Origin of the sequence: Algibacter sp. L3A6 (assembly GCF_009796825.1) — a bacterium.
Lineage (GTDB): Bacteria > Bacteroidota > Bacteroidia > Flavobacteriales > Flavobacteriaceae > Algibacter.
Genome location: NZ_CP047030.1, coordinates 2,497,439 through 2,520,530, shown reverse-complemented (window position 1 = coordinate 2,520,530; position 23,092 = coordinate 2,497,439). Strand labels below are relative to the sequence as shown.

Annotated in this window: 22 protein-coding genes; 10 read left to right on the top strand and 12 right to left on the bottom strand. The window is 34.2% G+C overall.

What is annotated here, in order from left to right; all coding sequences use genetic code 11:
• Window positions 1-22: 22 nt before the first annotated feature.
• From GQR98_RS10640 to GQR98_RS10630, 3 genes are read left to right on the top strand one after another with little or no spacing between them, the layout of a single operon-like run.
• Window positions 23-1,057, top strand: coding sequence for an SRPBCC family protein (locus GQR98_RS10640; RefSeq protein WP_159019475.1), 1,035 nt, complete (start codon window positions 23-25; stop codon window positions 1,055-1,057).
• 7 nt (window positions 1,058-1,064) lie between these two features.
• Complete coding sequence (gene crcB, locus GQR98_RS10635) at window positions 1,065-1,430, top strand: fluoride efflux transporter CrcB (RefSeq protein ID WP_042506346.1); 366 nt, start codon at window positions 1,065-1,067, stop codon at window positions 1,428-1,430.
• A gap of 20 nt (window positions 1,431-1,450) precedes the next feature.
• A complete protein-coding gene (locus GQR98_RS10630; RefSeq protein ID WP_159019474.1) occupies window positions 1,451-2,224 on the top strand; it encodes an O-methyltransferase in 774 nt (257 codons plus the stop codon).
• A gap of 118 nt (window positions 2,225-2,342) precedes the next feature.
• Here GQR98_RS10630 and GQR98_RS10625 read toward each other — a convergent pair whose 3' ends face one another.
• Window positions 2,343-4,427: a DUF5723 family protein gene (locus GQR98_RS10625; RefSeq protein ID WP_159019473.1), complete on the bottom strand. Its 2,085-nt coding sequence runs from the start codon at window positions 4,425-4,427 to the stop codon at window positions 2,343-2,345.
• A gap of 289 nt (window positions 4,428-4,716) precedes the next feature.
• On the opposite strand from GQR98_RS10625, the gene GQR98_RS10620 reads away from it, so the two are divergent.
• The 4 genes from GQR98_RS10620 to GQR98_RS10605 all read left to right on the top strand — a co-directional run bounded on the left by GQR98_RS10620 (window position 4,717) and on the right by GQR98_RS10605 (window position 10,114).
• Window positions 4,717-5,289 carry a cob(I)yrinic acid a,c-diamide adenosyltransferase gene (locus GQR98_RS10620; RefSeq protein WP_159019472.1) on the top strand — a complete coding sequence of 191 codons (573 nt, stop codon included), beginning with the start codon at window positions 4,717-4,719 and terminating at the stop codon, window positions 5,287-5,289.
• Between the two features lie 363 nt (window positions 5,290-5,652).
• Entirely contained in the window at window positions 5,653-5,874 is a 222-nt protein-coding gene (locus GQR98_RS10615) for a DUF2795 domain-containing protein (protein WP_019387375.1), read from the top strand.
• A gap of 198 nt (window positions 5,875-6,072) precedes the next feature.
• Window positions 6,073-9,429: a preprotein translocase subunit SecA gene (gene secA, locus GQR98_RS10610; RefSeq protein ID WP_159019471.1), complete on the top strand. Its 3,357-nt coding sequence runs from the start codon at window positions 6,073-6,075 to the stop codon at window positions 9,427-9,429.
• Window positions 9,430-9,691: 262 nt separating this feature from the next.
• Window positions 9,692-10,114 (top strand): BLUF domain-containing protein, encoded by a 423-nt coding sequence (locus GQR98_RS10605; protein WP_159019470.1) that lies wholly within the window; start codon window positions 9,692-9,694, stop codon window positions 10,112-10,114.
• Between the two features lie 16 nt (window positions 10,115-10,130).
• Here the strand turns inward: GQR98_RS10605 and GQR98_RS10600 are convergent, their stop codons facing one another.
• Window positions 10,131-10,817: a peptidoglycan DD-metalloendopeptidase family protein gene (locus tag GQR98_RS10600; RefSeq protein ID WP_159019469.1), complete on the bottom strand. Its 687-nt coding sequence runs from the start codon at window positions 10,815-10,817 to the stop codon at window positions 10,131-10,133.
• Window positions 10,818-10,835: 18 nt separating this feature from the next.
• On the bottom strand, window positions 10,836-12,140 hold the full coding sequence (gene rimO, locus GQR98_RS10595) for a 30S ribosomal protein S12 methylthiotransferase RimO (RefSeq protein ID WP_159019468.1): 1,305 nt from the start codon (window positions 12,138-12,140) through the stop codon (window positions 10,836-10,838).
• Between the two features lie 130 nt (window positions 12,141-12,270).
• Between rimO and GQR98_RS10590 the strand changes: the two genes are divergently transcribed.
• Window positions 12,271-13,347, top strand: coding sequence for a serine hydrolase domain-containing protein (locus GQR98_RS10590; RefSeq protein ID WP_159021136.1), 1,077 nt, complete (start codon window positions 12,271-12,273; stop codon window positions 13,345-13,347).
• 245 nt (window positions 13,348-13,592) lie between these two features.
• Complete coding sequence (locus tag GQR98_RS10585) at window positions 13,593-15,779, top strand: T9SS type B sorting domain-containing protein (RefSeq protein WP_159019467.1); 2,187 nt, start codon at window positions 13,593-13,595, stop codon at window positions 15,777-15,779.
• 3 nt (window positions 15,780-15,782) lie between these two features.
• On the opposite strand, the gene ftsY is transcribed toward GQR98_RS10585, so the two are convergent.
• The 8 genes from ftsY to GQR98_RS10545 form a co-directional block, all read right to left on the bottom strand.
• Complete coding sequence (gene ftsY / locus GQR98_RS10580) at window positions 15,783-16,757, bottom strand: signal recognition particle-docking protein FtsY (RefSeq protein WP_159019466.1); 975 nt, start codon at window positions 16,755-16,757, stop codon at window positions 15,783-15,785.
• Between the two features lie 258 nt (window positions 16,758-17,015).
• A complete protein-coding gene (locus GQR98_RS10575) occupies window positions 17,016-17,168 on the bottom strand; it encodes a DUF4295 domain-containing protein (RefSeq protein WP_074940165.1) in 153 nt (50 codons plus the stop codon).
• Between the two features lie 49 nt (window positions 17,169-17,217).
• Entirely contained in the window at window positions 17,218-17,400 is a 183-nt protein-coding gene (gene rpmG, locus GQR98_RS10570; protein WP_042500020.1) for a 50S ribosomal protein L33, read from the bottom strand.
• 25 nt (window positions 17,401-17,425) lie between these two features.
• Window positions 17,426-17,665 (bottom strand): 50S ribosomal protein L28, encoded by a 240-nt coding sequence (gene rpmB / locus GQR98_RS10565; RefSeq protein WP_042500017.1) that lies wholly within the window; start codon window positions 17,663-17,665, stop codon window positions 17,426-17,428.
• A gap of 79 nt (window positions 17,666-17,744) precedes the next feature.
• Window positions 17,745-18,995, bottom strand: a complete 1,251-nt coding sequence (locus GQR98_RS10560; protein ID WP_159019465.1) for a CinA family nicotinamide mononucleotide deamidase-related protein — start codon at window positions 18,993-18,995, stop codon at window positions 17,745-17,747.
• 3 nt (window positions 18,996-18,998) lie between these two features.
• Entirely contained in the window at window positions 18,999-19,340 is a 342-nt protein-coding gene (locus GQR98_RS10555) for an Hpt domain-containing protein (RefSeq protein ID WP_159019464.1), read from the bottom strand.
• On the bottom strand, window positions 19,341-19,952 hold the full coding sequence (locus GQR98_RS10550) for a fumarylacetoacetate hydrolase family protein (protein WP_159019463.1): 612 nt from the start codon (window positions 19,950-19,952) through the stop codon (window positions 19,341-19,343).
• A gap of 274 nt (window positions 19,953-20,226) precedes the next feature.
• Window positions 20,227-21,000 carry a 3'-5' exonuclease gene (locus GQR98_RS10545; RefSeq protein ID WP_159019462.1) on the bottom strand — a complete coding sequence of 258 codons (774 nt, stop codon included), beginning with the start codon at window positions 20,998-21,000 and terminating at the stop codon, window positions 20,227-20,229.
• Between the two features lie 58 nt (window positions 21,001-21,058).
• On the opposite strand from GQR98_RS10545, the gene GQR98_RS10540 reads away from it, so the two are divergent.
• Window positions 21,059-21,709 (top strand): glutaredoxin domain-containing protein, encoded by a 651-nt coding sequence (locus GQR98_RS10540; protein ID WP_159019461.1) that lies wholly within the window; start codon window positions 21,059-21,061, stop codon window positions 21,707-21,709.
• 4 nt (window positions 21,710-21,713) lie between these two features.
• On the opposite strand, the gene GQR98_RS10535 is transcribed toward GQR98_RS10540, so the two are convergent.
• The gene (locus GQR98_RS10535; RefSeq protein WP_159019460.1) at window positions 21,714-23,039 is read right to left on the bottom strand and encodes a dihydrolipoamide acetyltransferase family protein; all 1,326 of its coding nucleotides are present in this window, start codon (window positions 23,037-23,039) and stop codon (window positions 21,714-21,716) included.
• Between the last annotated feature and the right edge of the window lie 53 nt (window positions 23,040-23,092).

Here is a 23,092-nt window from a genome sequence, read left to right as displayed (position 1 = left end):
TTCTCTCTCTAAACCATATACAATGAAAGCTTTTAAGTATATTTTATTTCTTTTACTTATTACAATTATAGGCTCATCTATATATATTGCGGTGCAACCCAACACGTATACGTTTTCTAGAAGTAGAATAATTGAGGCTCCAAGCACTGTGGTTTTTAATGAAGTGAATGATTATAAAAACTGGCCAAACTTCTCTCCATGGCTTGAACAAGAACCGCTAGCAACACTTACTTATTTAGATAAAACCAGTGGTATTGATGCAGGTTATGCCTGGAGCGGAGACATTTTAGGAGAAGGCAGCATGAAGACTTTAGCTGTTGAAGAAAACAAATCTATAACACAACAAATTAATTTTCTAACACCTTTTGAAAGCCAATCGGATATTCATTGGTCTTTTGAGACTGAAAACAATGGTACAAAAGTAACTTGGACCATGAGTGGGAAGCAAGATTTTATGACTAAAATGTATACCGCTTTTTCTGGACCTATTGAAGAATCTGTTGCTCCCGATTTTGATCGTGGTTTATTTAAACTAGATAGCATTGCCGTTGCTAGCATGAAAAAATACAGCATTAATGTTGCTGGAGTTACTCAACACGGTGGTGGCTACTATTTATACAACACCGCTTCTTGTAAAATAAACGAACTTTCTACAAAAATGCAGAATATGCTACCTAAAGTTATAGCTTACGCTGAAAATAATAACATACAAACCGCAGGTAAACCTTTTGTAAATTACCATCAATGGGATGAAGAGAATAATGCCGTTATGTTTTCATGTTGTGTACCAACAACCGAAAAAGTAATATCTAGTAATAGCGATATATTAACGGGACAACTACTGCCATTTAAAGCTGTAAAAACGGTTTTAAAAGGAAATTACACCAACTTAAAAGAAGCATGGAAAAAAGGCATGAATTATATTCCTGAAAATGGATTAGAAGCTTTAGAAAACGGACCGACTATAGAAGTCTATAGTAATTTAGCCGAAAACAACCCAAATCCTGCAGAATGGCTAACCGAAATATACATTGCCATAAAACCACTTGATGATTAATTTTTAAATGAAACAACTTGTATTCGTTTTTCTGGGTGGCGGTTTTGGTAGCGTACTGCGCTATGTAATTGGTAAACTTTTAAACAACACCGAAAACGGCATACCTTACGGCACATTTGTAGCCAATATTTTGGGCAGCCTGCTTATAGGTATTGTTTTAGGTCTCGCTGCTAAACACGATTCGCTTTCACAAAACCAGACATTACTTTTAGCTACTGGTTTCTGTGGTGGTTTTACAACTTTTTCTACCTTTGCTTACGAAAACCACATGTTTTTAAAATCTGGAGATTTTACAAGTTTTGCAATTTATACTATTGCTAGTTTTGTGGTTGGATTTTTAGCAGTATTCTTTGGCATGTATTTAGCCAAATAACTAAAACGGTCAATAAAAGCGTGTATCAAATTATTCAATATTTTAAATTTCTTTTAAAATCGACCAATGAGCACGGTGTGCACTCCCCTTTTGTGTACGATTTAATTACCAAGTGCTTTTACGATAAAAAAAACTACCCAGATTATAAAACAATAATCGATTATAAAGCAGCACTTCTAAAGAATAATAACCTTATACAAGTAACCGATTTAGGCGCTGGTTCTCAGGTTATGAAACAGGAAAAACGCAGCATTTCTAAAATGGCTAAAAACGCGGGGTCTACCAATAATCACGCAAAACTACTATATAGATTATCAAACTACTTTAAACCCGAAAACAGCTTAGAATTAGGTACGTCTTTAGGCATAGCTACAGCAGCTTTACATTTAGGAAATCCCAAAGCTAACATTAAAACTATTGAAGGCTGCCCTAATATTTCCACCTTATCTAAATCTAATTTTGAAGCTTTTAAGCTAAAAAACATTGAAGTGATAATAGGTAATTTTAATGATGAAATTGAACAACTTAAAACCAATAATAGTTACGATTTAATTTTCTTTGATGGTAACCATAAAAAGCAAGCCACTTTAGATTATTTCGAAGCGCTTTTAGAAACGGCTCACAACGATTCTGTTTTTATATTTGATGATATTTATTGGTCTAAAGGCATGACCGAAGCATGGGAAATAATAAAAAAACATCCGAAAGTAAAAGTTACTGTAGATACTTTTTTCTGGGGATTTGTATTCTTTAGGAAAGAGCAAGTTCGTGAAGATTTTATTATTCGTGTTTAACTAAAATCTCACTTCACTTTTCCTTCATTATAAAAAACAAAAAAAAAGCCTCAGAGTTATTAAACTATGAGGCTTTTGTTTAGATAAAAACTATCTAAATATTATTAAGTTGAAATTATTACTTAACTAAGTTAATTTCTACTCTTCTGTTATCAGCTCTACCAGCAGATGTTGCATTAGTAGCAATTGGTCTAGTTTCACCAAAACCAATAGCAGATAATCTAAACTCATCTACACCATTTTTTACTAAATAAGCTTTTACAGCATTTGCTCTAGCATCTGATAGTCTTTGGTTTAAAGTATCTCCTCCAGAACTATCTGTGTGACCTTCAATAGAAAATTTAGCATCAGGATATTCACCTAAAATGTTTACAATTTCAGCTAACACTTTATTAGATTCTGTTTTAATAGAAGATTTTCCAGAGTTAAACAAAATAGTTTTAGCGTAAGCATTTAAAGTTGCTTGAACCTCTACTGTAGGTACAATTACTTCAGGACAACCTTTGTTTGCTACTGTACCAGCAACGTCTACACATTCGTCATCTTTGTCTGCTACACCATCGTTATCTGTATCTTTCCATGGGCAACCACTGTTTTCTACAGGACCTGCAACTTTAGGACAAATATCGATATTGTCTAAAACACCATCATTATCTGTATCTCCCCAAGGACAACCTTTATTTTCTTTAGGACCGGCAACTTCTGGACAATTATCGTCATTATCCATAACACCATCTACATCACTATCTAACCATGGACAACCGTTGTTCTCAGCTGGTCCTGCTTCTTTAGGACAACCATCTAACTTATCGATAATACCATCATTATCTCTATCTCTTGGCTTACCTTGGTATACTGGCACTTTTAAACCTGCATAAACATCGGCACCTTTTGTATTATCACCCGCTAAAGCAGTAATTACAGATCCAGAACCAATGTATAAAGGTCCTGCTCTAAATCCTGCTCCTGCTTGAAATCCGTTATACTGTACTAAACTTACTGGCACGTAAAAACTAAACCATTTACTCTCAAAACGAGGAGTTAATGATACCATGTTTGCAATACGACTCGCTTTTTCTTTTCCTTTAGCAATAAGAGAAAAATCAGTATTTAAGTTTAAAAAGAAACGCTTAGTAAAGCTATAATCTGCATTTAAATGAACAGCCGTTGGTAACTTTACTTTGTAACCATTAGTTACTGTACCAATACCGTAGATATTTTCTAAAGCATCTGCAAAATCGTCACCATTATCAAAATCGTCTTCATTAATGTTTGTACCGTTAATATCAAAAACTTCTTGAGTTCCCTCTTTGTAGTTAATTTGACCGATATCTGTAATAGAAATACCTAATTTTAATTTGTATTTGTTTTCGTACTTATGACTATATGTATCACCATCTGCATTAGTTGTTTGGTAGTCTCTATAATCTGGTCTCCATTCGTAAACAAAACCTAAATCTGCACCAAAACCAGAAGCATCTGGAAGTTCGTAATCATAATCATCATTATCGAAATTATCATAATAACCATAAGTTAACTCACCTGTAGTATCTAAACTTCCTGTAGTTGGATTTGTACCATCGGCATCATAATCTACAGTTACATTTTTACCATAAGCATAAGCAGTACCACCACCTTGTAAATACTTTACTGTAAGACCACCTTTTAAAAAGTGTTCTTCTTTGTTCATTAAAACTCTAGCATAAGTTACACCTACTTCTGCCCAAGCTTGAGCAAAGGTTGTAAAATCACCTTCGTTTACAATAAAATCATCGGTAGTGTCATCATCAACATTATCAATAGTTTCTCCATTAATTTCGGTTACATTAACCATAGAGCGTGCTCTAGTAAAAATAGCTAAAGAGCTAGTTTCGGTTAAATTAAACATAAATGCTGGCCCCATAACATCTAAATTAATAGCTGCATTGTTATCTGTAGATGGCGATTTTTTGGCATCTAAATCAAAATCGTAATCATCTTTAAGTGCATCCAAAAGGTTAACGCCATAATAGTCGTTACCTGCAAAAGCACTAACACCTACAATGTTAATATCTGTTTTAAAACGAGAATCTGTAATATTAGCAGGGTTAGCAATAACGCTATTTACACCGCTGTAATTATCTGTAAGAAACCCTACGTAAGACTGAGCCTTAGCACCGAAGGAACCTACAAGTAATAATACTACTAATGAGATTTTTTTCATAATTAAGTTTTATTTTTTTATGTTGTTTTGTGCAAAAATAATAGTTTTCCTTTTAATCTATAAGTGATAATTAACTTACAAGCAATTATTACAAAGTTTCTTTTAATTACCCCCTTTTTAAAACAGTATTATTAGCAATACTCATAATTCCTTAAAGAATTGTTAAATAATTATTCACAGAATAAAATTGTCAGTTTAAAAAACTATAAATGAAATACTTCTAACAAGCACTTCTATTTTTACAGTAATCTTTTTTGAAATTTCCTTTTTTAACAATTACCTTTAACCTATGAAAATTTACACTAAAACAGGCGATAACGGTACCACGGCATTATTTGGAGGTACTCGTGTACCAAAGCACCATATCCGTATAGAAAGTTACGGCACTGTAGATGAGTTAAACTCTCATTTGGGTTTAATTCGCGACCAGGACATTAACGAGGATTACAAGGAATTACTTACCGAAATTCAGCATAAATTATTTACGGTTGGCGCTATTTTGGCTACCGATCCAGAAAAAGCTGTTTTAAAAAATGGTAAAGACCGGCTTAATATCGAAAAGATATCTATTAAGGATATTGAGCGTTTAGAGCTTGCTATGGACAGTATGAACGAAGCTTTACCAGAAATGACGCATTTTGTGCTTCCAGGCGGCCATCAAACCGTGTCATTTTGTCACATAGCGCGCTGTGTATGCCGTAGAGCCGAGCGTTTAGCAACAGCACTTAACGACTTAGAACCTTTTGAAGCGAATGCTTTAAAGTATTTAAATAGACTTTCGGACTATCTTTTTGTATTGGCACGAAAGTTGTCTTTAGACTTGCAAGCAAATGAAATTAAATGGATTCCTGAAAAGTATTAAATTATTTATTGGAAGTTTAAATTAAAAAGCTATATTTTGAATTAGAAAGCGAAACCGCGTTAGGGATCGAACGGCATGTTTAAGATCCCCGACCAACGGAAGGGAGCGAGTAGAGAAATATTTATATTCATGAGTTCTTTAATATAAAATAGAAATCAACGAATAAAGCCCGCCCCTTGTGGTAACGACCAAAACAAAAATAAAGCAAAAGTATTGCTACAATTATTAACTATGCAATAATAAATTTCAACTGTTTAGAGTACAAAAGGATACGTTCTTAAAATTAATGATTAAATAATTCATTTTTTACTTGTGTGTTTAAACTAAAAATTTATTTTTGCAAAAAATTAAACGCATTAACACATGTATTGGACTTTAGAATTAGCATCTTATTTAAGTGATGCACCTTGGCCTGCAACCAAAGACGAATTGATAGATTACGCCATTAGAACTGGTGCACCTTTAGAGGTTGTAGAAAATTTACAGTCGATTGAGGACGAAGGTGATTCGTACGATTCGATTGAGGAAATATGGTCGGATTACCCTACAGATGAAGATTATCTGTGGAATGAAGATGAATATTAAAAATATAAGCATAAAGAATAGTTAAAAAGTCTCGAATTGAGACTTTTTTTTTGTTCTAAAAGGTATCTTTGGTATTAATATAAGCATGGCTTACCCTATGCGTTTAATAGCCTACAGAACGGCTTATTTTAGTATTATATTTTAACTGAAAAACACCTAGGATTGTCCTAGAAAACATATTTATATAAAATTAATAACATGACATTTTTAGATTCTATACTAAAGGTATTTGTTGGCGATAAATCGAAACAAGATGTAAAAGCCATTACGCCTATAGTTAAACAAATTACTACATACGAGGCGGCTTTAGAAGCATTATCGCACGATCAATTAAGAGCAAAAACAGCCGAATTTAAAGCTAAAATTGCCGAAGCCACTCAAGCTACCAATGACACTATTGCGAGCTTAGTTAACGAAGCAGAATCTACAGAAGATATTGACCGTCGTGAAGATATTTATCAAGAAATTGATAAATTGAAAGACGAGGCTTATAAAATTACCGAAGATGTTTTAAATACTATTTTACCAGAAGCTTTTGCTGTGGTAAAAGAAACAGCAAAACGTTTTACAAAAAACACACAAATTTCTGTTACCGCTAGTGAGTTCGATAGATCTATTTCTGCCGATAAAGCTTATGTTAGTCTAGAAGGCGACCAAGCTACTTGGGCAAACTCTTGGGATGCTGCAGGAAAAGCTATTACTTGGGATATGGTGCATTATGATGTGCAACTTATTGGTGGTATTGCTATGCACCAAGGTAAAATTGCAGAAATGCAAACGGGTGAAGGTAAAACATTAGTTGCAACCCTACCTGTTTACTTAAATGCACTTGCTGGTAAAGGTGTGCATTTAGTAACGGTGAACGATTACTTAGCAAAACGTGATAGCGCGTGGATGGCTCCAATTTTTGAGTTCCATGGTTTAAGCGTTGCTTGTATAGATTATTTTAAACCAAACTCGCCAGAACGTAAAGCGGCTTACAATGCCGATATTACTTATGGTACTAATAACGAATTTGGTTTCGATTACTTACGTGATAACATGGCACATTCGCCAGACGATTTAGTACAACGCCCACACCACTACGCTATTGTAGATGAGGTGGATTCGGTTTTAGTTGATGATGCGCGTACGCCGTTAATTATTTCTGGTCCAATACCACAAGGTGAGCGTCACGAATTTACAGAACTTAAGCCAAAGGTTGACGATATTGTAACGGTACAACGTAAGTATTTAACAGGTGTTTTAGCAGAAGCTAAAAAACTTATTAAAGATGGAGATACTAAAGAAGGTGGTTTAAAATTACTACGTGTTTATCGTGGTATTCCAAAAAACAAAGCCCTTATTAAGTTTTTATCTGAAGAAGGTGTTAAACAATTATTACAAAAAACCGAAAACTATTTCATGGCAGATAACAACCGTGAAATGCCAAAGGTTGATGAGGAATTGTACTATGTAATTGAAGAGAAAAACAACCAGGTTGAATTAACAGATAAAGGAGTTGAGTATATTTCTGGAAAGGATAACCCAGATTTCTTCATCTTACCAGAAATTGGACTTGAAATTGCTAAAATTGAAAGTCAAGGTCTTTCTAAAGAAGACGAGGCTGAACAAAAAGAGGATTTATATAAAGATTTTGGTGTAAAATCCGAACGTATTCATACCTTAAATCAGCTTTTAAAAGCTTATGCTTTATTTGAAAAAGACACCCAATATGTGGTGATGGAAAATAAAGTAATGATTGTAGATGAGCAAACGGGGCGTATTATGGATGGCCGTCGTTACTCTGATGGGTTACACCAAGCGATTGAAGCTAAAGAAAATGTAAAAATTGAAGATGCTACCCAAACTTTTGCAACGGTAACACTACAAAATTACTTTAGAATGTACCGCAAACTAAGTGGTATGACGGGTACAGCTGTTACAGAAGCTGGTGAGTTCTGGGAAATTTACGAATTGGATGTTGTAGAAATACCAACCAACCGCCCTATTGCTCGTGATGATAAAGAAGATTTAGTTTATAAAACTAAGCGTGAAAAATACAATGCGGTTATTGATGATGTTACCAAATTAGCAGAAGCTGGACGCCCAGTTTTAATTGGTACAACATCGGTAGAAATTAGTGAATTGCTTGGTAAAATGCTTAGCATTCGTAAAATACCTCACAATGTATTAAACGCGAAACAACATAAAAAAGAGGCTGATATTGTAGATCAGGCTGGTAAATCTGGACAAGTAACTATCGCAACCAATATGGCTGGTCGTGGTACCGATATTAAATTATCTGCCGAGGTTAAAGCTGCTGGAGGTTTAGCAATTGTTGGTACAGAACGTCACGATTCTCGTCGTGTAGACAGACAGTTACGTGGTCGTGCCGGTCGTCAAGGAGATCCAGGAAGTTCTCAATTTTATGTATCTCTAGAAGATAATTTAATGAGATTGTTTGGTAGTGAGCGTATTGCCAAAATGATGGATAAAATGGGATTACAAGAAGGTGAAGTGATTCAGCATTCTATGATTTCTAAGTCTATTGAGCGTGCACAGAAAAAAGTTGAAGAAAATCAATTTGGAGTTCGTAAGCGTTTATTAGAATATGATGATGTTATGAACGCGCAACGTGAAGTTGTTTATAAACGTCGTCACCATGCATTATTTGGAGAACGTTTACGTGTAGATTTAGCAAATATGATTTTCGATACATCGGAAGGTATTGTTGAAACGAACAAAGCTGCTAGCGATTTTAAAAATTTCGAATTCGAATTAATTCGTTATTTCTCAATGAGCTCTCCAGTAACCGAAGCTGAATTCGGAAAACTTGCTGCTCAAGATATTACTGCTAAAATTTACAAAGCGGCATTTGAGAATTACAAAGAAAAAATGATGCGTAATGCAGAAAGTGCATTCCCTGTTATTAAAAACGTATTTGAAACTCAAGGCGATAAATTTAAGCGTATTGTGGTGCCTTTTACCGATGGAATTAAAACACTAAATGTTGTTACCGATTTAGAAAAAGCATACGAAACTCAAGGAAAACAATTAATTACAGATTTCGAGAAGAACATTACTTTAGCCATTATTGATGATGCTTGGAAAACGCATTTACGCAAAATGGACGAACTTAAGCAATCGGTACAATTAGCAGTGCACGAACAAAAAGACCCGTTACTTATCTATAAATTCGAAGCTTTCGAATTGTTTAAAGCCATGATTGATGAAGTGAATAAAGATGTAATTTCATTCTTATTTAAAGGTGAATTACCTCAGGAAACACAAAACACGATTCAAGAAGCTCGCGATAGAAAACAGGAAAACTTGAATACTCAAAAAGAGGAAATTCCTAATTTAGACGAACGTTCTGCACAAAGCAGAGCTGCTGGAAATACACAATCGCAACAGCAACAAGTTACAGAAACGATAGTGCGTGATCAACCAAAAATTGGTAGAAACGATCGTGTTACTATTAAAAACGTAATGAACGGTGAAAATAAAACAGTAAAATTTAAACAAGCTGAACCTTTATTAGCCAAAGGTGAATGGGTTATTGTTGAAGAATAATCTCAATTCCTAAAAAAAGGAATCCTATAATATTAAAAAGTCCCAACAGAAAACTGTTGGGACTTTTTTTGTTTTAAACATATAATTTGATCATCAACTAAAAGAAAACTAAAAATTTAACCGTTTAGAACCTATCATATAAAAATGAAATTGAATATTGACATTGTAAGAAAAAAAGCATACGTTTGTATACGTGTGGATTACGTGCCCTAAACGAAATTCCATATGCACTTTAGAATTAATAACTTCATATATATTTAATATGACAATACGCCGCCTTATCTACTCTAGTCAAGCTGTAGAGCAATTCACAAAGCGCCAGTTACTAGACCTACTGCATGACTCTCGGGGCTTTAATTCAATTGATAATATTAGCGGCGTTTTAATGCATAAACATGGTTATTTTCTTCAAATAATAGAAGGCGAACATGGAGTAATAGATGACCTTTTGGTTCGTTTACGCAGAGATACCCGTCATAAAGATTTAAAAATTATTCACGATAGCACAACAGAAGATCGCCTTTTTACTAATTGGGCTATGGGTTGCGTTGACTTTGATGATGCCGAATTAAGTATGTTACCAGGTTTTAGAACCGACTTAACCGACCCTGAAGTGATTGAAGAATTAATTAAACATCTACCTGAAGTTGCAACACTTTTACGCGAGAATTTTGTGGATCAATAAGTTATGTTTTGGAAGGCTATAAGTTAAGTATTAACTTAGGGTCCGGACAATTACGCTCATAAAACGCCAAATCCGTTTTAGAACAAACTCCCGGGTAATCACCTTTATAATCTTGAATATCTTTTATAATCTGAAAATGTAAATGCGGAGGATAATCACCATTTACAGAAGCATCACCCAATTCGGCTATTTTATCAGCTTGCTTGAAAACTTCTCCAACTTCAAGATTATCAATGGAAGCCAAACTTAAATGCCCGTAAAGAGTATAAAAATCAACATTTTGTAAAGTATGCTTTAATATAATGGTTGGTCCGTAATCTCCAAAGTTCTCATTATTGTTAAAGCTATGCACTACGGAATCAAACGGTGTAAAAATAGACGTTCCAATGGGACTCCATAAATCGACGCCTAAGTGGATATTACGTTCTTCTTCAGCTTGACTGCTAAAATGCGTACTACGCTTATAAATGTTTCTCACCTCTAAATAACCGCCATAAGCTACTTCAGCCTTATGGTTTTTAATATGGGTGTTTACAAAATCAGCTAATATATTAGAAGATGATACATCTATGACATTTAGAACGTCGTTAGATTCAGATAAACTTATTGGTATATATTTAGATTTCGGAATATTAGCATCCAAAACAGACATGCTTTCAGCACATAAATCTCTTAGAAATTTCAAAAAATTGATATCCTTCATCGTACCAATACTTAGAAACTAAAGAACTACTTCAGCATATAAATCAAAATCTTCTGCTTCTGTTACTTTTACAGTTGCAAATTCACCTGTTTTTAAATAACATTTAGATGCATCGATTAATACTTCGTTATCTACATCTGGAGAATCAAACTCAGTACGACCAACAAAATAATTACCTTCTTTTCTATCGATAACTACTTTAAAAGTCTCTCCTATTTTATGTTGATTCAGTTCCCAAGAAATTTGAGATTGAATTTCCATAATTTGGTTTGCTCTATCAACTTTAACCTCTTCTGGCACATCGTCCTCTAAAGTGTAAGCATGTGTATTTTCTTCATGAGAATAAGTAAAACAACCTAAACGCTCAAAACGCATATCGCTAACCCATTGTTTTAACTCTTGGAAATTCTCTTCTGTTTCACCAGGATACCCAACAATTAACGTTGTTCTAATTGTCATTTCTGGCACAGCTTCTCTAAACTGACCAATTAACTTAGTCGTTTTTGCTTTATTAGTACCACGACGCATACTTTTTAAAACAGAGTCTGAAATATGCTGCAACGGAATATCTAAATAATTACAAACTTTAGGTTCGCGTTTCATAACATCTAAAACGTCTAACGGAAAGCCTGTTGGAAATGCGTAATGTAAACGAATCCACTCGATACCTTCTACTTTTACTAAAGCCTCTAATAGCTCTGCTAAGTTTCGTTTTTTATAAATATCAAGTCCGTAATACGTTAAATCTTGGGCAATTAATATCAATTCTTTAACACCTTTAGCTGCTAGTTTTTCCGATTCGGTAACCAAATCTTCAATAGGTGTACTTTTATGTTTACCGCGCATTAAAGGAATGGCACAAAAAGAACATGGTCTATCGCAACCTTCTGCAATTTTTAAGTAAGCATAGTTTTTTGGCGTTGTTGTTAAACGCTCACCAATTAATTCGTGTCGGTAATCGGCACCCAAAGCTTTTAGTAATCCTGGTAACTCAGTAGTTCCAAAATACTCATCCACATTAGGGATTTCTTTTATCAAATCTGGCTTATAACGTTCACTTAAACAACCGGTAACAAAGACTTTATCTACATCGCCATCGTTTTTTTTCTGTACGTATTCAAGAATAGTATTTACACTTTCTTCCTTCGCATTATTGATAAAACCGCAGGTATTTATAACCACAATATTACCTTCTTCTTCATGTACAACATCTTTTCCGCTGGCTTTAAGTTGCCCCATAAGCACTTCGCTATCGTAAACATTTTTACTACAGCCTAGTGTTACTACGTTGATTTTGTTCTTTTTAAGTGTCTTTGTTCTCATACCAAAAATTAAGTGTGCAAAGATACGCAATGCGGATTGATTTACTAGGAATGATTGAAGAATAACACCAATAGAAATTTAGATTAAACCAATAGTCCGTTTTACAGTCTAAATTATTAAATTTACTATGATGAAGTATTTACGCCATATCAATCTAGTTTTCGTATTATTAATTTTGAATTGTTCTTCTGAGAACAATCCAATTATAGAAGAAAACCCAACTGTTGAACCCATCTATTTTCCTCCTTTAAGTTCAGATGTTTGGGAAACAAAATCCATAAGCGATTTAAACTGGAACGCTAACGAACTACAATCACTACTCGATTACTTAGAAGAAAAAAATAGTAAAAGCTTTATCATTTTACATGATGGTAAGCTTGTAGTTGAGCACTACATGAACGACCATAGCAGCACAAAATCTTGGTACTGGGCAAGTGCAGGAAAAACGTTGACCACAGCAACCGCAGGAATAGCGCAAGACCAAAATTTTTTAAATATAAACACTAAAGTATCCGACTATTTAGGAATTGGCTGGACGAGTTTGACTTTAGAAAAAGAGAACCTAATTTCAACTAAAAACTTACTATCTATGAGTTCTGGTTTGGACGATAGTTTGGGCGACGATGTAACTCCAGAAAACCTACAATATATAGCGGATGCAAACTCCCGTTGGGCCTACCACAATGTTTATGTAAAAACACAAGATGTAGTCGCCGCAGCAACCGGCCAAAATTGGGACACTTATTTCAGTGAAAACCTTAAGGATAAAATAGGTATGAGTGGTCAATGGATTTCTCTCAATAATTTAAGTGTCTATTGGAGCAACACACGAAGTATGGCACGCTTTGGACTTTTAATGTATACCAACGGAACATGGGATGAAACACAAATTATATCTGAAGCTTTTTTAAATGAAGCGACTAATACCTCGCAAAACATTAATGAGGCTTATGGCTATTTATGGTGGCTTAACGGAAAATCGAGCTACCATTTACCGCAAAGTCAATTAGAGTTTAATGGAAAACTAATTCCAAATGCCCCTGATGATATGTATGCCGCTTTAGGTAAAAACGATCAGAAAATTTATATTGTACCAAGTAAAAAACTAGTAATTGTAAGAATGGGCAACGCTGCCGATAGCGAAAATTTCGCCTTATCTAGTTTTGATAACGAGTTATGGGCTAAAATCAATGCTTTAATCGAGTAAGCTTTACCTATCTTCTTCATCTTAAAAATAAAACGAACACTGTTATTTATCTAAACAGTCTGATTAATACAATTGATAAATACTTACTAACAATATCCATAAGCCTCTATTAAAACTTCAAACGCAAGTTTTTCTTCTAAAACACATCTAAACGTTATTACTAAATCAAAGTATTAAAAAGTAAAGTATTAATAAAACTTTGTTATTAATACTTCCTGCTGAAAAACTCGTTTAAAGAAAAGACTTTGCAAAAGAAACATATATTCTCTCTACTTACAATATTCTGTATTTACATCCAATCTCACGCGCAATTATGTGAAGGTAGTTTAGGTGACCCTATTGTAGAAATCGACTTCGGATCGGGCTCAAATAGAGGAAGCGCATTAGGTTCGGCCATTACAGCATTTACTTATAGAGCAAGTGGTGAGCTAGATGAAGGCGAGTACACCATCGTAAATTCTTCCAGCGGATTAAAAGCCAATGCCTGGCATGTAACTAACGACCACACTGGTAATTCAAATGGATATATGATGGTAATTAATAGCGCCGTAATAGCAAATGAAGGTGTATTTTACACTAAAACAGTTTCAGGACTTTGCCCGAATACTACTTATGAATTTTCAGCATGGTTAATAAATTTATTGAACCCCAACGCAGGACTTACAGATCAATATAGCCCGAATGTAACCTTCAGAATTAGTGACACTTCTGGTAATATTTTAGGGTTTTATAGCACAGGAGACATTAACCAAACATCTTCACCAACATGGTTACAATATGGCTTCTTTTTTACATCGGGAGCTGACGCGGAAGTTGTTATTAGCATTTTAAACTCTGCGCCTAGCGCACATCCTGGTAACGATATTGCATTAGATGATATTAGCTTTAGACCTTGTGGCCCAACTATAATTAATTCTATTGACAACGACGCTGCAACAGCTTTATCTATTTGCCAAAACGAAAGTGTAAACTATACTTTTCAAGCTGATGTTTCTTCCGGATATACCGATCCACGATATCAATGGCAGCTTTCTGATGACAATGCTGATACTTGGCTAGATATTACAGGCGAAACCACTCCAAACTATCTGTTTTTCGACACGAACACTCCCGGGACATTTCTATATAGATTAACTGTTGCCAACGGCAATTACATAAACTCTGCTTTTTGCAGAATTGCTTCAGATAATTTTGAAGTAGAAATTATTGGAACTCCAGAAGCCCTAACCGGTGAAGCCGAACAGTTATTTTGCACTACACAAAACCCAACTATAGCGAATATTGAAGTTAGCGCAACTGCTATTTGGTATGATGCCCAAATAGCAGGAAATATTTTACCAGAGGAAACAAGTTTAAACGACGGAGTTACTTATTACGCAGCAAAAGAAACTATTAATGGTTGTGAAAGTGATGACAGACTTGCTGTTTTGGTAAACATAATATCGCCCACACTCGCCATAAATAACATATCAGTTGTGGTCTGTGATAATTTAAATGATGATGAAGAAGTTATTGATTTTACAATTTACGAAGCTCTATTAACCAACTGTAGTGATTGTAATTTCAATTTCTTCACATCTCAATCGGGAGCAGAAAACTATTATGAAGACCAACATATTACAGAACCGACTAGTTATAATTGGTATATAGAAACCCCTACAATTTACGCTCGAATTGATTCGGCCGATCATTGTTATCAAATAGCAGAAATAACTGTTTCGCTACAAGCGACTCCAATAATTGATATTCAAGACTTTATAGGTATATGTGAAGACGACAATGAAATAACGGTAGATGCAGGAAATGGTTTTAATACTTACCTTTGGTCTACCGGAGAAACAACACAAACTATAAATATTCCTACTTCAAATATTGGCAGTTACTCCATAACAGTAACTAAAGATTATGCCACCTACACCTGCTCTACAACTAAAAATTTCGAAGTCGTACTATCTAACGAAGCCATTATTCAAAATATTGAAATTGAAGATTGGACCGACACTAACAATTCAATAACCGTTAATTTATCTCACTTAAGTCTTGGAGATTATGAATTCTCTTTAGATGACACCAACTACCAAGATGATAATGTATTTACAAGATTACCAATAGGGGAATACACTATTTACGTAAGAGATAAAAATGGTTGTGGTACTATTACAGAAAATGTTTACATATTAAATGCACCTAAATACTTTACGCCAAATGGAGATGGATTTCATGACACATGGTCTATTAAGTATTCCGAAACGGAAGAAACTTTAGATATAAAAATATACGATAGATATGGAAAACTACTTAAAACCTTAGATAAAAACACATCATGGGATGGCAGTTATAATGGAAGAAACATGCCAACTTCAGATTATTGGTTTGTAGTAACACGTGCCGATGGCAAGAATTACACCGGACACTTTACACTAAAAAGATAATTTCTATTTGAAAAAAGAATCTACAAATTCATATTTATTGAACACTTGTAAATCTTCGATACCTTCACCAACACCAATATATTTTACAGGAATTTTAAATTGATCGGAAATACCAATAACAACTCCTCCTTTTGCCGTACCATCTAGTTTGGTAACGGCTAAAGATGTAACCTCTGTAGCTGCTGTAAACTGCTTAGCTTGCTCAAAAGCATTTTGACCTGTAGAACCATCTAAAACTAAAAGCACATCGTGAGGCGCATCTACAACAACTTTTTGCATAACGCGCTTTACCTTGGTAAGCTCATTCATTAAGTTTATCTTGTTGTGTAGACGTCCGGCTGTATCAATAATAATAACATCGGCATCTTGATTAACACCAGACTTTAATGCGTCGAACGCTACAGAAGCAGGATCACTTCCCATTTCCTGACGAATCATTGGTACATCTACACGGTCTGCCCAAACTTGTAATTGGTCTATGGCTGCTGCGCGAAACGTATCTGCCGCACCTAAAACCACCTTCAAACCTTGTTTTTTAAATTGATAAGCCAACTTACCAATAGTTGTTGTTTTACCAACACCATTAACACCAACTACCATTAAAACATAAGGCGTTTTTTTACCATTTTCTTGTTTTGGCAAAGTAGGTATTGTATAATCGGTATCTTCTCCAGAATTTGTTTCGCTTAACAAAGCAGCAATTTCTTCACGAAGTATTTTATTAAGCTCATCAGTACCAAGGTATTTGTCCTTTGCAACACGTTCTTCAATGCGTTCTATAACTTTAAGCGTGGTATTTACACCAACATCACTAGATACAAGAACTTCTTCAAGGTTATCTAAAACCTCGTCGTCTACTTTAGATTTTCCGGCTACCGCTTTACTTAGTTTTCCAAAAAAACTAGATTTAGTTTTTTCTAATCCTTTATCAAGGGTTTCCTTTTTATCCGACGAAAATATTTTTTTAAAAAAGCTCATTTTCTTGCTAGTTGTTAGTTATAGAGTGGTTATGCTCTTTATATTTCTACTTTAATTGTTAGGTTCGTTATCATAAATTAAACAAAGTTACTTTTACATAAATGTTTTTTCGTAGCACGTTCCTAATTACTCTTGTCAAAATCCTTACCACATTTTTTTACTGCTAATGTGTCAGTTAAATTAACCTATTCAAATATAAAAATAAAAAAGCTGCTTTCGAAAACGAAAGCAGCTTTTAATATTGTATAACACTGTAAATTACTTTTTAGCTAAAAAGTCACTTACTTGTTCTGGATTCATGATAGATTCAACAAACATGTAAGCTCCAGTTTTTGGAGACTTTACCATTTTTATTGCTTTTGTTAATCTTTTAGATCCTGTTTGTAATGATGCTACGGATTTCTTTGCCATGACCTATATATTTTTAAGGTATTTGAAATTTTATTGCTAAAACTTCTAATTATTTAATTTCTTTATGAACTGTCATACGCTTAAGGATAGGATTAAATTTCTTAATCTCCATTCTATCTGGCGTGTTCTTTTTATTCTTAGTAGTAATGTAACGAGAAGTACCCGCTTGACCAGATTCTTTATGCTCTGTACATTCTAATATCACCTGTATTCTATTGCCTCTTTTTGCCATTTCTTTATATTTTTAATACAGCGAATTACTTCGTTAAAAATCCTTTAGATTTTGCATCTTTAATTGCTGCAGAAATACCTATTTTATTAATTGTTTTTAAAGCAGATGTTGAAACCTTTAAAGTTATCCAGCTGTCTTCTTCTGGAAGGTAAAAACGTTTCTTTACTAAATTCGCATTGAATTTGCGTTTAGTTCTGTTTAATGCATGAGACACGTTGTTTCCAACCATCGCCTTCTTTCCTGTAAGTTCACAAACTCTTGACATTCTATATAACTTTAATTTTGTTGCTTAAAATCGAGGTGCAAATATATAAAATCTTTACGGTATGACAACCAATTTTTTATCAATTTTTAAAAATTTCTTTCAATAACATTTCAAAAGCCTTGTTAGCCCCCTTATTTATTACTTTTAATCTCAAATTGCCTAACATAAATTTTTCTGAATAAACTCTAGTTTTTGTCGCGATCGCAATAAAAACTGTTCCTACTTCAACATCAGAATCACCTTTTGTTGGTCCTGCATTACCTGTTGTAGCAATTGCAAAATCGACATCAAATAATTCTAAAACATGTTTCGCCATAGATTCTGCTACTTTTGCACTAACCACAGAATCGGCATCTATAGCCTCTTTAGAAACACCTAAAATATTAATTTTAGATTCGGTTGCATAGCTCACTACACTTCCTTTAAAATATGCCGAAGCACCAGAATTTGCCGTAAAACGTTCGGCAATCTTACCACCTGTACAACTTTCTGCTGTAGCTACAGTTTTACCTATTTTGGTAAGTTGTTTTCCAATTATAGCTTCAATTGAAGCATCATCTTCCTCAAAACCTACAAATTCTTCTTTAATTAAAGGAATAAGGGTATCAATTTGTTTCTGTACCTCACTTATTACTTTACTCTTATCAAAACCTTTAGATGATAATCGCAAGCGCATATTCCCTAAACTTGGTAAGTATGCTAATTTAATTTCAGGAGGTAGTGCATCTTCCCAATCTTCAATTCTCGCAGCTAAAGTGCTTTCACCTAAACCAAAAATTAAAAGGGTACGATGTAAAATATAAGGACAATCAAATTTATCTCTAATGCGTGGTACCACTTCGCGGTCTATTAAGCCTTCCATTTCAAAAGGCACACCAGGTAATGAAACAAAAACTTTGTTATTTCTCTCCATCCACATACCAGGCGCTGTACCCAAAGTATTCATTAAAACTGTAGCCTTAGATGGCACCAGCGCCTGATCTAAATTAACTTGTAATAATGTTTGGCGTACGTATTTATGCCAAAGATCTTGTATGTTTTTCTCTACCGAATCATCTCTAATTAAAGTATCATTAAAATACTCGGCAATTGTTTTTTTGGTAATATCGTCTTTTGTTGGCCCTAAACCACCGGTAATTATTATAACATCTACGCGGCTTTCAGCATCTTTAAAGGCCTGAAGAATATGTTCCTTATCATCTTGAATAGATGTAATTTGGTACACCGAAACTCCAATTTTATTAAGTTGCTTGCCAATATAAGCAGAATTAGTATCTATTACTTGCCCAATAAGCAGCTCGTCTCCAATGGTAATAATTTCTGCTAACATAAGCTATAAATTAAAATCTGCCTTAATTTCAGCCACGGCACTCTCTACTGCGGTAATCACGGTATTAAGTTGTCCGGTAACATCCAATTCTTTTTTAGTAAATTTCCCCCAATCTTGTACTTCAATTAAGGTATCAAGTACACCTAATTCAAATAAATCAATTGTTGGTTTCATTTTATGTGCTGCCTGATAAGCTTCTTGATAATCTTTCTCGGCAACCGCTTTTTTTAAGCGTTCTGCATCTTCCGGTACTTCTTCCAAAAATGCTTCGGCAAGCGCCGCAATAAAACTTTCGTCATTGTCTGCTAGCTCTCTTACTCTAAATAACTTGTAGTGTTGTTCCATTTATTTAACTGTTATTGAAAATAATTCTTTATCTTCTATAAATCCCTTTAGTTTGTCGTTTGCATTTACTTTTCCTACACCAGCAGGCGTTCCCGTAAATATAATATCTCCTATCTTTAAAGTAAAATATTTAGACACATATTCTATTAATTCATCAATTTTCCACAACATAAGGCTCGTATTTCCATTTTGCACAATAAAATCGTTCTTTTTTAAAGAAAAATTTATGTCATCGACATTTTCAACCTTTTCAACAGGAATCCAATCACCAATAACAGCCGCTCCATCAAAACTTTTTGCTTTCTCCCAAGGCAAACCTTTCGCTTTTAATTTGGCTTGTAAATCGCGTGCTGTAAAATCTATACCCAATCCAATTTCTTGATAATATTTGTGTGCAAATTTTCTATCAATATGCTTTCCTACACGATTTATTTTTACCAAAACCTCAACCTCATAATGTACATCATCAGAAAAATCAGGAATAAAAAATGGCTGTTTTTTTAGTAAAATTGCCGTGTCTGGTTTTAAAAATACCACCGGATCTGTTGGCTTTTCATTATTCAACTCTTCAATATGTTCAGTATAATTACGGCCTATGCAAATAAGTTTCATGCTTAATAAATTTTAATTTGGGCGTTACCCTAGCGGGTCGGGCTTTACGCTACAAGTCCTCGCACCTCCTTCGTCGGGCTGTGGGCTTTTCTCTGCAATCCCTAACGCAGTATTCAGTAATTCAGTTTTCAGTCGCCGTTTTCAGTGAGCTAGATTCTTAATAAAGTATTCAAAAGTACCCCCTCGATTACCTAAATATTATTTCCAATTCTACCTTTTCACAATATAAACTTCAGTCTCTCTTCTAAACTCCAACTTCTAGTACCTTCCTTTTTTAAAGCTTCGTATTTAAACTACGTAACTTAATTCCGGTAAGCACTTTTTTAGTGTACAACGGAAAATCGGCATTTAACAACCAACCAAAATAACCTGGCTCCTGCTCTAAAACATCGGTTACTAATTTTCCTTTATGCTTTCCGAAAGAGAAACACTCTACACCTTCTTTATTATAGTTTATAAAACCTGCAAAATCAGCAAATTTATTTCTCGAGCTAAATTCAGCTAAAAACTTAGTACTGTTTTCCAACTCGTCGTATCGATCTAGTTGTGCTTTTAAAATTTCATAAGTCGCGTTAGTATCTGCCTCGGCGCTATGTGCACCTTCCAGGTTTTCATTACAATAAAATTTGTAAGCAGCACTTAATGTGCGTTGTTCCATTTTATGAAAAATAGTTTGCACATCTACAGCCAAGCTACTTTTCATATCAAAATCGATATCGGCACGCAACAATTCTTCAGCTAATAAAGGAATATCAAATCTATTAGAATTAAATCCTCCTAAATCCGAATCTTTAATCATACCATAAATATCCTTGGCCAACTCTTTAAAGGTTGGCTCATTAGCAACCTTTTCATTACTAATACCATGAATTTCAATAACCTCTTGTGGTATGGTCATTTCCGGATTCACTAACCAAGTTCTACTTTCCTTATTTCCATTAGGGTAAACTTTAAGAATAGAAATTTCGACTACGCGGTCTTTAGATATATTAATCCCTGTAGTTTCTAAATCGAAAAAACAAATGGGTTTTGTAAGGTTTAACTTCATTTTTAATTAAATATTTTTACAAATATACTTTTAAAATTTGTTTAAATTTGTTCATACTATGAATAGAAATCACAAAACAGCATATTCTTTTATTGTATTACTTTTTATTTCTTGCCTCAGTTTTGCTCAGCAAACAAAGAATGAAAACGTAGAACTTGTTAAAAAACAAAACGGTAAGCGTTTAGAGTTTTTTGCCAAAAACAGCGACTCTGTAAGCTATTCCGTTTTTTTACGCATAGAAACCGAAGATTACAGAAGAAGCAGCAACAGGCCCGTACTACAAGTTATTCCTGCCAACAGCGAAACTCACTTAATTACACTTATAAAACTTAGTGATCAGCCGGGTGACTATAAAGAGCAGTTTATTGTAAATAAAATTAGCCAAAGCTTAAATTTCCGTAAAGATTTTAATGATATCCAAATAAATATAGACGAAGCTTTAAAAACCGAAGACATCACCATTTTTGAATCAGAAAATTGCGAGTTATGTAACGAAGCCAAAAGTTTATTTAGCGCTTACCAAATAGCGTTTAAAACTAAAGACATTACAGAAGATCAGCAAAAACTAGAAAAACTATTAAAAAAAGCAGGCCAAGCAAATTACGATATTCAAAACGCGGTTTTTATACTTAAAATAAAGGAGTCTATTTACACCAATATAACTACAAAAACCGCACTTATAGATACTATAAACAACTACAATAAGTAGACGCTTATATTTCTCTATTTATATCCCAAGCTTCTAAGTAATCGCTAACAGCTTTTACAAACATACCTCCCAAAGCGCCATTAACAACACGATGATCGTAAGAGTGAGATAAAAACATTTTGTAACGAATACCAATAAAATCACCTTCAGGAGTTTCGATAACTGCAGGTACTTTTCTAATAGCTCCTAAGGCTAATATACCAACTTGTGGCTGGTTAATTATAGGTGTTCCCATAATACTACCAAAGGTTCCAACATTAGTAACTGTATAAGTTCCGCCCTGCACATCGTCTGGCTTAAGTTGGTTTAATCGTGCTCTGTTTGCTAAATCGTTTACCTGTTTTGTCATGCCAACTAAATTAAGCTGATCGGCATTTTTAATAACAGGTACAATTAAGTTTCCATCTGGTAAAGCAGCTGCCATACCAAGATTTATATTTTTCTTCTTTATTATAGTATCACCTTGTAATGAAATATTCATCATTGGGTAGTCACGAAGTGCTTTTGCAATAGCTTCCATAAAAATAGGTGTAAACGTTAAGTTTTCACCCTCACGTTTCATAAAGCCATCTTTAACTTTCTTTCTCCAATTCCAAACATTAGTAACATCGGCTTCTATAAAACTTTGTACATGTGCAGAAGTTTGAATTGACGCTTGCATATGGTGCGCAACTAATTTACCCATCCTAGTCATTTCAATAATTTCATCTTCACCATTAGAGACAACTGATTTAGCAGCTTCTTTTGGTTTTACAGTTTCCGACTTTGCAGCAACAGGAGTTTCTGTTTTAATATTATTCACAACCGGAGTTGCACCTCTATTATCAATATAATTTAATATATCTGTTTTTGTAACTCGGTTATCTTTACCCGTACCAACAATAGCGTCCAAATCTTCTTGAGAGATTCCTTCTGCTTTTGCTATATTTTTAACTAGCGGCGAATAAAAACGCGTTTCATTAGAAACTATCGGAGCTACAGTTTCTTTAGCTATACTTATAGTTTGCTCTATTTGTTCGGCAGCTTGTTGCTCTGTATCTTCTACTTTCGTAGAAGCCGTTGCAGTATCACTAGCACCTTCAAGATCACCATCAGTTTCAATTATTGCTAAAACCTCACCTACCTGAACAACATCATCAACATTGAAAAACTTTTCTACTAAAACACCTTCAAATTCACTCGGGACTTCGCTATCCACCTTATCGGTAGCAATTTCAAGAACTGCCTCGTCTAATTCGATAGTATCTCCAACTTCTTTTAACCAAGAGGTAATTGTTGCCTCAGCAACGCTTTCTCCCATTTTAGGTAACTTTAGTTCAAACTTTGCCATATTAATAATAAAATACTTGTTTTTTAAATTTAGACTGCAAAATTAATGAAAAA